Here is a 13,349-nt window from a genome sequence, read left to right as displayed (position 1 = left end):
TGAGTGCGTGAATGCGGAAATTTCCTTCGTGATTTTTAAAAAATAAAACAAAAAAGAAAAACTATCTTTGAAAATGGATGAAACCTACATAAATGTCAACTAATCTATGTACGAATTCCTTTGCTTTAGCTAGGTGTTCTAGGAAATAAGGAGCCATATGCCGGTCAATTTTTCAATTAACTTGGTGTCTAGTTTAGTGTACCATCTCCAATTAATGCGTTTTTTGGGGTTCAGTTCATTATATTTTCTACTTTGTCTTTATACACAACATATTCTTTTCCATCCACTACTGCTACCACCGCAAATTCATCATTTGGATTGAATGAAAGCCAGTCAGCCCACATGCTTGTATTAGCTCCTCCACTCCACATATGATGAACAGTGTTTTTAGTTAAATTCATAACTTTATAAGACGCATTTGGTGCATTTGTTCCAGTCTTTATTTCAAAAGTGTATGCGTTATGGATTTTTTTATAAAAGTAAAAAACGTTTGATGGACGAAGTAGATTCATAAAATCTTGTTCTTTCTTCTCTGCAATTTTTATGCCTTCTAGTAATGTGACAACATCTGCTCTTAATGTTTTCCAACTGTCTTTAGCTGAATTCAAGTTAGACTTTAAAAATTTATATCTATTTTGATCAGCTTTTTCATCAGCTTTATCAATATGCCCCATTACGCCCGAATATTGAGAGTCTAAATCATCCCATTGTGTGGACATATAAGTAAGAGCAGTAATAGCACTATCAATCGTACTATGCATATCACTAATATTATGAAATGCAACTCCGACTACACGATTTAATGTAATTTTATAATCTACAGTTTTACGTAATTCTGCTAAAGCAGGCTCTAATCGACCTAAATTATCTCTAGCAGTACCTATCATTATGCCACCAGAAATAAGCGTGGGGATAAAAGGGACTTTCACCATTATTAACCCATCAGATTCTAATTTCTTATAATAGTTTACTTGTCCTAAAACTTCATCTAAACGCTTTTGATCAGTCTCTACATCAGCTCCTTGGTTTTTTAAAATCGATTGCAAGGTCTCTTTATGGCTTCCAAATACTCTAACATCTTCTCCAATAGCGTTTTTAAATTTAGTTAATTCTTCTATTAATGCTTTTGCAGACTTTTGGTTTCGTTGAATCCCCACCCTTAAATCTGTAATCCCCTTTTTTAAAGTATCCCCATTTCCATTATTGATCGCCTCTACTAATGTTTCATAATAATTTTCAAACTTTGTATCGTATTCAATAATGCCGGTCAATGTATCTAAAAGCTGTTTTTTTACTTTTGTATTCCATGTAACAGCATGTGCTCTTGCATTCTTTTGATCCTGTACAATTTTACTAGGTAAATCTGCATACCCATTAATAGAAATTCCTTCAAAACTCACATCCGGATTATTAATTAGCAAATAAGAATATTCATTCATAGCCTTTGCAAATAACCCAGCATCTTGTACAGTTTTTTTCATCTTTTCTTCATTTGCTGAAAGAGACATATCTCCATTGTTCGTTTGTTCAGTTTCAATTGCAAAGGTTGCTACTGGTGCGACTGCATAGGTAGTTGTCATAATTAAAAATGCTGATACAGCCAGTATTTTATAAGGTTTTTTTTTCATCTTTTCTTATTCCTCCTGTATAGAGTATGATTTCAAGTCCTATTCTTATTAAAAGACGATGTTGTTGCATAGATTCGATATTATTAAGCAAATCTATATAACCTGTCCTCTATTGATTAATTCTGTTACAAATTTTTAAAAACAAGTAAACTACATGACTAACTTTTTATTTGGATAAAACTCATATATAAGTGAAAGGCGAAGTCTTTAATGAGACTCCGCCTTTTTAATATATAAGGATTTGTTAATTATTGCTTTACTGTTTAACAGTGTAATCATAGACTCTCTATGTTACGGGTCACTTTGCAACAGAATAAATATTTCCCTATTTTTGTGGAGTAACAGTTTCCACTTTTAATTCCTTTATCCCCTCTTTTAATGTAACCGCATCTGTTCTTAATGTTTTCCAACTGTCTTTCGCTGCATTTAAATTAGGTTTTAAGAATTTAAATTTATTTTGATCCGCTTTTTGAGCTGCATTCTCAATATGCCCTAGAACGCCCGAATATTGAGAATCTAAATCATGCCACTGCGTTGACATATAAGTAAGAGCGTTAATAGCATCATCAAGCGCCTTGTGCATTTCATTAATATTACTATAAGCAACTCCAACTACACGATTTAATGTTACTTTATAATCCACGGTCTGACGTAATTCTGCTAATAAAGGCTCTAACTTACCTAAGTTGTCTCTTGCTACTCCCACTATAATACCGCCAATTATTGGTAGACCCAAAATAGCACCCTTCATTACATTAAACCCATCAGATTCTAGTTGTTTATAATAGTTTACTGATCCTAATACTTCTTCTAGACGCTTTTGATCTGCATCAACATCTGCACCTTGGTTTTTTAGAATCGACTGCAAAAGATCTTTATTGCCTCCAAATGCTCTAACATCTTGTCCAATAGAGTCTCTTAATTTAGTTAATTCTTCTATTAATTGTTGTGCGTACTTTTGGTTTTGTTGAATTTCACCTCGTAAATCTGTAATTCCTTCTTTTAAAGTTTCTCCATCCCCTGTATTAATTGCCTCAACCAATGTTTCATAATAATTGTCGAACGTTGTATCATATTCAACAATACCAGTCAATGTATCTAAAAGCTGTTTTTTTACTTTCGTGTCCCAAGTAACAGCATGTGCTCTTGCATTCTTTTGATCTTGTACGATTCTACCAGGTAAATCTACATATCCATTAATAGTAATTCCTTCAAAATTTACATCAGGATTCTTAATTAGCATATAAGAATAGGCATTCATAGATTTTGCAAATAATCCAGCCTTTTGCAAGGTCTCTTTCATTCTCGCTTCATTTGCAGAAAGAGCCGTATCTCCATTGTTCGTTTGTTCAATTTCACTTGCAAAAGTTGCTACTGGTGAGACTACAGAAGTTGCTGTCATAGTTAATAGAGCAGATGCAACGATCAGTTTGTACGGGATATTTTTCATCATTTTATATTCCTCCAATATAATTTTTCATTTTCAGTTCTATTCCTGTTTAAAAGCGATGTCTTTTGAAATGAATTCTGCATCTTTATGAATATCATTCCAACTTTCTTTAGCAGCTTTTAAATCATCCGGTATTAAAGAGAATTTGTGGTCTTGCATAGAATCGATATTATCCAGTAAATCTGTATAATTTGCGCCCATTGTATTCCATTGCTTTTGAATATTTGTTAGAGACAATATCGCTTGATCTACAGTCTGGTATAGATATGCCAATGTTTCTTTCGCGTTAGTAAGCGAAAGAACTGCTTGATTAGCACGATCTGCTTTCATACTTAATTCTCCGATTTTGTTAGAAATTTCGTTATAGGAGTCCATATGCTTAGATGCCGTGACACCAGCTGCAGTTCCTAGACCGATACCAGCTGCTCCAAGAGCTGAAAGTCCACCAACAACAGCCGGTGTTGCTGTACCACCAGTTACAACAATTACAACTGCTCCTCCAATAGCTGCAATAACTAAAATAGCTGCTCCCAATCCACCACCAATTGACCATGCTAATACATCATCAAAATGTTTTTTCTGAGTAGAACGAAGTTGCTCAATTTCAGCTTGAAGTTGTGGAATCGTTGCCTGTTGACCTGCTAATATTGCAGTTAATCCACCTTTCCCATCTGGACCACCAACATTATTTTTAAAATCTGTAGAATTTTGATATAGTTTCCCTTTGAAGTCTTGTAGCATCTTAATTACATCTGTAACCTCTTTTGAATTTGTATTAATTGTTGTAATTAAATCATTTATGCCCTCTTTTAGACCTGCCTTATCTTTCTTTTGTACAGTATCTACTAATGTGTCGTAATAATTTTGAAATTGTTCATCGTAATTTACAATATTACGAGCTGTTTTTTGAATCTGTGGCTTCGCTGTATCTAACCAATAATTCGCATTGATTCGTGACAGTTCTTGATTAAGATGAATATTTTTGAGCAACTCTCCTCCTTCTGATCCTAAATCGATATTAGATAAATTTACATTCGGTTGCTTAATCATTGTTTTTGCGTACAAATCCATTACAAGAATATGAGACCCTGTTTCAGCCAATGCTTTCTTCAGTCCTTCAGGACCTAAAGCATAATTGCCTACTTTTTGTTCTTGAGCGGTCGTTTCTTGTGCAAACGCATGAATAGTGTTACCAGTAGTAGCAGTTATAACCGTTGCCAAAGTGGCTAAAGTTAGCACTTTGAATGGGAATTTTTTCATAACTATTCTCCTTCTTTCGCTAGATTCTTAGAATCTTTATATTTTTTCAAAAAACGTAATATTAAAATTTATACACCTGTTCTTCAAGGTAACTTATTACATTTTTTAATTGTCTTAATGTATCTTTTTGAGACTGCTCGTTAGTTGCATCAACATTAATAGATAATTTTGTAATGTTATTTTTTATTAGATCCAAATCTGCTTTATAGCGCTTTAGTAGGTCAAGTTCTACATCTACTTGGTTTGCAAACGTATGCAAATCATTTTGTGAAAGAAGAAGCATTGATTTTTGTAAATCTGCTATTGATAGTTTCGTTGTTAAATCATATATTTTTTGGTTTTGTTTCTCTAAGTCATCTAAATATGCTCGCTGCTCTGCTGTTAGTTTATTTACTTCTGCGAAGACACCAAATGTTTTCTTAATTTTTTCAGTATCAATGGCTTTCATCAGGTCATATTCTTGCGTTTTTGCGGCTGCAGCTGCAGCTATTTCACCTTGTTTGCTTTTCTCAATTGCTTCACGAGCTGCTTTTTTGGCCGATTCAATTTCTAGAGCAGTTTTACCTTGTTCTGTCGCTTCTTGCGCTGCTTTTTTCTCAGCTTCTAGAATAGAGTTGTTAATTTCTTTTCCTTTGTTATACGCTGCCATCCCTGCTTGAGCAGCCGGTTCAATAATTTCTTTTGAAAGACTATAAACTTCTTTGAATATAGCAAATCCCTGTTCATTTAAAGCTCCTGGTATTAATGCAATTTGTTGTAAATCATTTTGAATTGCTTTTTTGGTATTTAATATTTCATTTTTTAACTGATCTATTTTTCCTGTTCCATCTGTACCTAATATGCCTTGCGCAGTTGCCACATCAGTATCGAAATCTTTTAATTTTTTATCAAGCTGTAATTTAAGATCAGTTAACTCATTAATTTGTCGTTGCGCATTTTCTTGATTCGTCATAGCCATTTCTTGAAGTACTTCAAGTCTATCCAAAAAACCTTCTCTATCTTCATTATTGTCTACATACGATTTTAATGTCGGATAATAGCTATTAAATTTCGTTACAAATCCTTTGCTTTTTGAATTTAATAGAATTAACTGTGGATAGAGTTCCGATGACCATTCTTTCATATCTTGTTTGATTAGAAATTGATTTGTATTTAAAGCTGGGACTTCCTCTAGCTGTACATTAGGACTCATTAAAGATTGATCAATATACGTTTGGATTAATTTAGATTGCGCACCTAATTTTCGTAATGATGAAGAAATATCCATGTTTTCCTGTTGAGTTTCTGCTTGAACGATTGGTGTTGCCAGAGTATTGATAGGAATAGTTGCTCCAGTTACAATGGATGTTATTAAAAATCCTGTCATTATTTTATTTTTCATTCCGTACACTCCTTTACCATTTTTTTATAACTTGATTCATATAACTGTACAACCTAGCTCTAGGCTCTCTGCTTACACACGCCTGAGGAAGAAGAGGTCTTTCATATAGGATGTTATCGTTAGTATTTACTTCTAATAGAATCTAAGGATTTTACTTCCCTCTCATTTAGCTCTATTTTTCAAATAATAAACGATAAAAATTCATCAGCTATATTTGAATTAGCTGCCCAATGAATAGTAAAATACTTCCACCCCTAGAGCTGCTGTTTAACTTACAGAACCATGAAGATAGATAAACCATTGAATCTAGGGTTAATCCTGTCATGACTTTTTTTAATATCAATTTCATAATAGGGTTTTTAGTTTTTTCAGCAAGAGCCTTACAAGACTACAAAAGATGAACTTATACTGTACATTGCTTATACTTATATTGCGGAATTAATTCACTTTTTCTATGTAGAAACTTAAAACCCTATTTTTTAAAAATAATACTTTTGAGATTCTACATCCGTCAAAAAATAAACTGATTATTAAGAAAATTAATCGCAACATACTTTACTTGCAAATTTATTAACCTCTATTAGTTCGCTCTTCTCCTTTCTTTGTGGTCATACCAGTTATGATGTTCATTAAAACATTAAATTTCTGATGCGTAAATAGCGAAATTTTGTCGATTGAGCTCGATAGTTTAACTGTTAAGTAAAAATATACGCTAAAAAAATTATATCGATATAATTAATTGGAAATTGCATCTCTGTAATTGTAATGATTACAAATTAAAGTGTATACGGTTAATAAATAACCATTTTAGTCAACGGAGCAATTTCATTTTAAAAAAAATACTTATAGAATAATTTAATAGGTTTTTTTATACTTTTTTACCTTTATTTAGTTATGTATAATTGCATATAATATAGATATATCAAGTGATATATGTTATATTGTTAAACTTTATGTAATAGTCCCTAATATCACCATTATTAAATACTCAACATGCCAACCACTTTAATACTTAACATGAAGATATCAATCTATAAACTTATCCCTTGTTATAACTATAGTTTTTAAAATATAAAAAAGCCGCAAAGCTTTCTCGAAAAGAACCTTTGCAGCCTTCTGTTTTTTTGTCTCCTGAGAAAAATAATGGATAGTGTACTCATAAATTAACAACATGTTATAAATCTTACCCATGTCTTTTAGCTTCACTAAATGTTTCATAGATTCTTCAAGATCAATTTGAATACATATTTCTTTTCTAGATCAATCACATACCCTTTCTAGAGTAAAATAAACAGTATGCTCAATTTTTTGAGTTACTTGAGCGTATATTAAAGTTTTTTCACAAGAAACTGATACTAAGCTCATATTACTGTATATTTTTCACGATACTGTCTAGGTGTCATGTTAGTTGATTTTTTGAAAACCCTTGTAAAATAGCTTTGGTCGTTAAAATTAAGCCAAGCACAAATATCTGATAATGGATATGTAGTAAGTGTTAATAATTTTTTTGCTTCTTCAACTCGTTCCCTTTGAATAAATTCACTTAAAGGAATTCCTACTTCTTTTTTAAATAATTTAGATAAATAAGTAGGCGTAATATCCAAATGATTAGCGAGTTCATTGAGTGATATTCCATCGTATACATTTTTACTAATATGGTTCATACATGTAGTAACCGCATTTGAAAATTTTTGCGCATTGAATTCTTTCACTCGATCTGCAAAAGTACGTAAAGCATCTCCTGACAATCGCCTTACAGAGTCCACGTTATCTAGTTGTTCCATGGTTTGGATATACAAAATACTAAGTGCAAAAGCAATGTCTGGTGGGAGATTACCTTCTATCGCATATCGAGTAGCTAAAGTAATCGCAATAATCCCATGGTTTTTTTGGTTTCTAAGTGGATCCGCTGTTAAAATTAATTCAGTATCTTCCTGCGAAACTGCATACATATATTGCAACAACTTCTTTCTATTTCCCTCTTTGATTGCTGAAAAATAATTATGTACTAATGCCATGTTGTGAGTTTTTGGTTTATTTTGTTGACGTTTTAAAATATATAGATCGGGTTCCACAATTTTATAGGGAACTTCCTCTAACACTTTATTTTTTTCTAAAACAATATTAACATCTAACTTTTCATTGAAAATCATGTAATGCAATAAAATCCCCATATCAATTAAAGTATTTTTTTTTGCCTCAGGTAGGGATTGATAATAAGTTAGTCTTTCTTGAATATTAATATTTGAGTTAAATTCTTTTCGAAGTTTAAATGTCACATCATCTGATCCCTTTGGATGTATAGTTGGGCCAATTATTATAGTCCCTTTTATATAATCATGATTTGCTATATGAATTAGGATAAAATTTTCAAGATAACTGTTACATCTGAAAAGGGGCAAATTATCGGGATCATTTTCTTGATAAATGTCACTAAGATGTTCTTCTTTAGAAGAATAAAAAGGACTACAAATATCATCAGAAGTAGACTGATATAAGATTTTTTTGTCTGTGGATAAAATGTGAACGGGTACATTAAAGGCTTTATGTGCGAGATCACACAAGTGTTGTATATCGATAGAATTATTCATTACCTTCTCCTTTTAATTAGATTAACTAATAAATTTTTACATCTTTACGGTATAAATTCATAAATTATTTTCCGTCAGGTATAACTCTCGACAAAATATTACTATAAAATATCAAAATAGTACAATTCACGACAAAATATTACTATATTTTTTTTATAAAAATCATATATTATTTAATTGTAATTAGCATTTAAATATCAGAGTAGCGTAGATAAGATAAGTAAATGAAATAAGCGAGGATCTTTTCTTAATTCTACAAAATTTAATCATTGAACTTGAAAAAACAGTGAAAAACTTACAAAATACAGTGGTAGTGTATGCGAGGACCAAGCTGGAAAAAAGATTCAAAATATGGCTAAAGTAACATGAGATACTGTACCATCGCAAGAAACAACAGTCAAAATTTGAATTCAATTACATGTACAAATTGAATTCAAAAAATGGATAATGCTAAATTAAATGTAAAACTGAAAAATTACTGTGTTTCAGATTTTAGACAAAAATAACAAAAAGTCGGGAAATTAACAACAGAGGAAAATGATAAGGATATTTATGAACCACTATGCTTTGAAAGTACAAGCTAGAGGAAATTCAAGTATCAAACAGATACATGTTACTTAAAGATTTAATTGAGAGAAAGGTCTTTTCATCAGTACAAAAATAAAAATAGAAAACACAAAAACAGAATGGAATATTTAAAATACTGGTGATATAGGGACAACTATTTTTATCTAATTGGTACTATATTACTAGTCGCAACATTAGTTTTACTTCCCACCAAAAAGGAAGAAATATATAGATTTTAAAAATACTAGGAATAGCAGCCGGGATAGAACAGATGAATAACCTATTTATTGGTTGTTCATCTTTGTATTATTAGTCTTTATATTACCTAGTTTTATTATTACATCACATATACTTATTATTAAATTTTCAAATACAATAGCTGTTAATTAACAAAAACAACATCCATAATTAAGGTGCACAGTAAATTGACCTCAAAAAAATTCTTAAGTGACATATCTTTAAATCCATTTAAATATTAAGTATACTTTGTACACTACTTTTTATAAATTGATATATACCCCTCTTAATTTCTCACTTTATTTTTAATTAAGAATCAAATTATTTATGAATGAAATTGTATTATATTGGCTTAAATATTATGGAATTAAAATTACGAATAATAACAAAACGGTTTTAAACAACCTTACACTAATCGTATCGAATTTATTTTATACTGATACCTATAACATTAACTAATCCACGAAAGGTTGTTACAAAGAAATTTGAGGGTCTGTTTTTCAACTTCAAAATTTATTTTTTGAAGTTTTTGTAAATAAAAGGAAGAAGAATCCATTTGCACATGAATTCTTCTCATTTACTGCTTTAACTTAGTGTAATCTGTATTGACCTGTTAATTGTTCTTCAGCCATTCGAACTAAACGTTTTGTAATTTCTCCACCGACAGATCCATTTGCACGTGATGATGTATCAGGTCCTAATGTGACTCCTAATTCACGAGCAATTTCATACTTCATTTGCTCGATAGCACTTGCAGCAGCAGAAACAAGAATTTCATTTGTATTACTTTCGTGTCTTTGAATATTCATAATTGCACCTCCATTATATTTGTATATAACTTGTGCCTAATTATGATATTTATGCATGAGTAACCTAGTTTCTTCTAGTATTTTTAGGGGAACCCTTTTTCTTTCTCTCTTTCCCATATTCCACTAATTGAATTTGAAACACATCTGAATCCTTAATTCCTAAAACATTCGTTTCTTCTATAAATGAACGCCAGGACTCTACTTTTCTTGATTTTTCTTGACTATTTCTTAATGTGTAGATATTTGAGTACTCTATAATTAATCCTCCTCAAAAGTTAAATAATGTACATTGCATTTCAGTATAAAAATAAAACCGCCTGTAAGAACGGTTTCTCTTTTCGTTATTTTTTTATGGCTCTACGCTTTTTTATTTAATATATTTTATGTTACGTATGCCTAGACGAATTGACGCGAAGATAAGGTAAATCATTATAATGACGTAGACTACTAACCAACTCGTATAAATATATGTACCCTGAAATCCATTTTCAGTAATCCAGTTAGTGATCCACATTCCACCAAAATAAACTGGGATTGTTAACAAGCTTACGTCTTTAGGATCTGTTGCAAGATAAATCATTAGAAATAGAAAAGCAAGTGCCCCTATCGTACTAACATTTTCAAAAACCATTATTGGAAATCACCTACTTTATGATTAATAATATAACAAGTATTAATTTCTTACCCCTTCCGTGGATAACTCGTTTCGCGGTTTTCATAACTACCATTCCTTGGGGTAAGTATATCAAATACCAAGGTAAATTTCCCCAATAAGTATGATGTCTACTTAACAGTTTCTTCTTCGGCCAGTAATAGAATACTAATTTTTATTGCAACATATCCGCAAAGGAAGTACCTACATTATTCTTTCGCTTCATATGCTTCTCTAAATAGATTTTTGTTGTTTGAATATTTTCATGCCCAAGTGTTTGCATTAAATGATATAAATCCGCATTTCCTTGTTCAACTGCCATGATTGCAAAAGCATGACGGAATGTATGCGCCGTTACAGGATTTTCACGATACTGCAGAAACTCTAAATTGGTCTTTTTTATCATATCTGTTACCTGGTTCGATAACGTTTTTGAATTATAAAAGTTCCCTCTTTGATTTACAAATAAAGGACTTTCATCTCCTCGGTCCAATACAGTTTGGAACCCTCTTCTTCTTCTCATTTCACAAATACACTCATATAAATGTTCAGAAATGAAAAGTTCACGTACTTTACTTCCTTTACCTATAACTTTTAACCAGTGCTTTCCGTCATAATGTAAGTCTTTAACCCTTGTTGTACATAATTCTTGAATTCTTGCACCGGTACTTGCCAGAGCTAGTAAAATTGTATAGTTTACTAAATGGCCTTTTTCTTTATAAAACCCTAAAATTTTCATAACTTCCTCATAGGATAGGTCCCGATTCGGCCGATCCTGTTCATTTACATTTGCACGCTGCAGTTCTTCATGAAGAGGTCTTTCAATATAAGCAAATACATGAAGGTGTTTAAAAAAAGAACGAATCAATACAGATTTTTTTGCAAGTGTTGCGACCGCGTACGTATCCCCATTCCTACCGTTCTCTACCTGCTTCAACCAAGCATTATATTTGCGAATATGCCAAGGTTGTAATGTTTTTAATAAAGAATCCTTTTTCTGTACCTCTTCCCCATCTAATTCAAATTCTTCTGCATGCTGCACCATGCACTGACAAAATGATAAGATTTCAGAAACATAACTCTTTTTCGTATCTTCTTTTCTATTTTTCTTCTCATCCATATCTTTTTGTAAATGTACGAAATGATAAATGACTTCTAGGTCACTTAAATACGTATATTTACTCTTCCCCTCTTTCTCTGCAACCTCCATCTTCTCTTTCACCTTATCTACATAACCATTGTTATGCAGAAATGGAACGATATCATTTATATTCTCTACATATGTATCTATATACTCGCTTCGATTGTTTATAATAGATAAATTATCTTTTGTATTGTTATTATCCATATTTCGAATTCACCTCTCCTATTGAAGATTATGAATATAGTTCTCTTCATTACTTATACTTAATATTTTATTTTACTTCTATCAATTATACAAATGATAATTCATTTTCTTTCTGTAAGAATCCTTCATTCTTCTTCATTAACCTTTACTTGTATTTTTTTATAATTTATTAGTAAATAGATATCAGTTAATAGATAATACCTTAAATTTTAAATCTATTTTATAAAGAAATTAAATTTAAAAATATATTAACAGATAAATTGAATATAAAATTCTTTCGAACCACAAAAATTTGTAAGAACTTTAATAAATTCCATTTCTAATTTTAAATATATCTCATATTCTGATATGATATATACATATCTAAAATACTAGTAAACAATAGTTATGGAGGTGTCCTTTCATGACACAAGATTTATTGTTCATTACAAAACCTACTGTAACGACAAAAGAGGCAGCCGACTTATTAGGAGTAACGGTACAAACAATTTTAAAGAAAGAAAAAAATGGATTAATAGAATGTGTATATAAAGATAACTGGAAGCAATTCGGTAGTAAGATTTTCTATTTAGAGGATATTGAACGTTTAAAAGATATCGAAGAGATTGAGGGTTATAGTACAAAAGAAGCAGCTGAGATTCTGAATGTAGCACCATCTACTGTCTTTACATATATCAAATCTGGAAAACTACCTGCTTCAAAGATTGAAAAGCGCGGAAAAGAAGTATATATCATTAATAAAGAGGACCTTGAAACTTTTCAACTTACTTATGAAAAAACTACATCAAAAGAGCGAAAAACATTCATTGCTAAGATTCAAGACGAAGATATATATTTATATCAATTATTAACACATCAACATACGGGGAAAATAGGGAGAGTAATAGAAATTAATGGAGCAGACGGCAAGATTCTTACAGAAGACGAAGAAATCTTCCCTTTATCCACGTATAAAGAACATGATTACTCCTTTGAACCTTTCCGTAAGCAAGCTGTAATTACAAAACGAGGGTATTTATCTTTTTCCTTTAAAAAACCCCAACTATTTAATTCCATTACTTATAATCTTATAAATTTATTTTATAAAGAGCTAGGTGTCACAAATATGCGATTGAGTGTTTCATCTGATACTATTAAATTAGAAATTAAACCTTTCGTATTACAAGTTGATCCATTGCAATTTCAAGAAGAGATTAAATACTTACATTCTCATATGAAATCCGGTACGATACTTCCACATGTTGAAGGAATTTATTTTAAAAGTAATGTAGAGCCATTAACTTTTCATGCAGATCATGAATTTAAGCAGAAAATAGTTCAAATGGCAGCGAGTGCAGGTATGGGACAGGAAGAATTCTTATTACAAGCTGTAAAATCTTATATAATAAATTTAGAGCAACAATAAATATTTCTTAAAAATAAAACC

General features: G+C 31.1%; 10 protein-coding genes. 1 reads left to right on the top strand and 9 read right to left on the bottom strand.

Annotated features, from left to right (window positions below; translation table 11 throughout):
• Positions 1-230: 230 nt before the first annotated feature.
• The 9 genes from hblB to ILT06_RS21365 all read right to left on the bottom strand — a co-directional run bounded on the left by hblB (position 231) and on the right by ILT06_RS21365 (position 11,923).
• Positions 231-1,628 carry a hemolysin BL regulatory component HblB gene (hblB, locus tag ILT06_RS21400; RefSeq protein ID WP_098103405.1) on the bottom strand — a complete coding sequence of 466 codons (1,398 nt, stop codon included), beginning with the start codon at positions 1,626-1,628 and terminating at the stop codon, positions 231-233.
• Positions 1,629-1,953: 325 nt separating this feature from the next.
• Complete coding sequence (hblA, locus tag ILT06_RS21395) at positions 1,954-3,081, bottom strand: hemolysin BL binding component B (RefSeq protein ID WP_000977258.1); 1,128 nt, start codon at positions 3,079-3,081, stop codon at positions 1,954-1,956.
• Positions 3,082-3,117: 36 nt separating this feature from the next.
• Positions 3,118-4,338 carry a hemolytic enterotoxin HBL lytic component L1 gene (gene hblD, locus ILT06_RS21390; protein WP_000714431.1) on the bottom strand — a complete coding sequence of 407 codons (1,221 nt, stop codon included), beginning with the start codon at positions 4,336-4,338 and terminating at the stop codon, positions 3,118-3,120.
• A gap of 61 nt (positions 4,339-4,399) precedes the next feature.
• Positions 4,400-5,719, bottom strand: a complete 1,320-nt coding sequence (gene hblC / locus ILT06_RS21385; RefSeq protein ID WP_222655544.1) for a hemolytic enterotoxin HBL lytic component L2 — start codon at positions 5,717-5,719, stop codon at positions 4,400-4,402.
• Positions 5,720-7,080: 1,361 nt separating this feature from the next.
• Positions 7,081-8,310, bottom strand: coding sequence for a helix-turn-helix domain-containing protein (locus tag ILT06_RS21380; protein ID WP_222655530.1), 1,230 nt, complete (start codon positions 8,308-8,310; stop codon positions 7,081-7,083).
• A gap of 1,394 nt (positions 8,311-9,704) precedes the next feature.
• Entirely contained in the window at positions 9,705-9,923 is a 219-nt protein-coding gene (locus ILT06_RS21375; protein ID WP_074651217.1) for an alpha/beta-type small acid-soluble spore protein, read from the bottom strand.
• 64 nt (positions 9,924-9,987) lie between these two features.
• Positions 9,988-10,182 carry a hypothetical protein gene (locus tag ILT06_RS32660; RefSeq protein ID WP_074651339.1) on the bottom strand — a complete coding sequence of 65 codons (195 nt, stop codon included), beginning with the start codon at positions 10,180-10,182 and terminating at the stop codon, positions 9,988-9,990.
• 108 nt (positions 10,183-10,290) lie between these two features.
• Complete coding sequence (locus tag ILT06_RS21370; RefSeq protein WP_016089710.1) at positions 10,291-10,554, bottom strand: hypothetical protein; 264 nt, start codon at positions 10,552-10,554, stop codon at positions 10,291-10,293.
• A gap of 196 nt (positions 10,555-10,750) precedes the next feature.
• Complete coding sequence (locus tag ILT06_RS21365) at positions 10,751-11,923, bottom strand: tyrosine-type recombinase/integrase (protein WP_222655529.1); 1,173 nt, start codon at positions 11,921-11,923, stop codon at positions 10,751-10,753.
• A 403-nt stretch (positions 11,924-12,326) separates the two neighbouring features.
• Between ILT06_RS21365 and ILT06_RS21360 the strand changes: the two genes are divergently transcribed.
• On the top strand, positions 12,327-13,328 hold the full coding sequence (locus ILT06_RS21360) for a helix-turn-helix domain-containing protein (protein WP_222655528.1): 1,002 nt from the start codon (positions 12,327-12,329) through the stop codon (positions 13,326-13,328).
• The last annotated feature ends 21 nt before the right edge of the window (positions 13,329-13,349 follow it).

Origin of the sequence: Bacillus sp. 17RED48 (assembly GCF_019837545.1) — a bacterium.
GTDB lineage: Bacteria > Bacillota > Bacilli > Bacillales > Bacillaceae_G > Bacillus_A > Bacillus_A wiedmannii.
Note: the sequence above shows the minus strand (reverse complement) of the source record. Positions and strands in the feature narration are given on the sequence as shown.

Excerpts from the sequence above, each read along its gene's own strand:
- ILT06_RS21380 (WP_222655530.1), bottom strand. The coding sequence starts at position 8,310 with ATGAATAATTCTATCGATATACAACACTTGTGTGATCTCGCACATAAA.
- ILT06_RS21365 (WP_222655529.1), bottom strand. The coding sequence starts at position 11,923 with ATGGATAATAACAATACAAAAGATAATTTATCTATTATAAACAATCGA.
- hblA (WP_000977258.1), bottom strand. The coding sequence starts at position 3,081 with ATGATGAAAAATATCCCGTACAAACTGATCGTTGCATCTGCTCTATTA.
- ILT06_RS21360 (WP_222655528.1), top strand. The coding sequence starts at position 12,327 with ATGACACAAGATTTATTGTTCATTACAAAACCTACTGTAACGACAAAA.
- hblC (WP_222655544.1), bottom strand. The coding sequence starts at position 5,719 with ATGAAAAATAAAATAATGACAGGATTTTTAATAACATCCATTGTAACT.
- ILT06_RS21370 (WP_016089710.1), bottom strand. The coding sequence starts at position 10,554 with ATGGTTTTTGAAAATGTTAGTACGATAGGGGCACTTGCTTTTCTATTT.
- hblB (WP_098103405.1), bottom strand. The coding sequence starts at position 1,628 with ATGAAAAAAAAACCTTATAAAATACTGGCTGTATCAGCATTTTTAATT.
- hblD (WP_000714431.1), bottom strand. The coding sequence starts at position 4,338 with ATGAAAAAATTCCCATTCAAAGTGCTAACTTTAGCCACTTTGGCAACG.
- ILT06_RS21375 (WP_074651217.1), bottom strand. The coding sequence starts at position 9,923 with ATGAATATTCAAAGACACGAAAGTAATACAAATGAAATTCTTGTTTCT.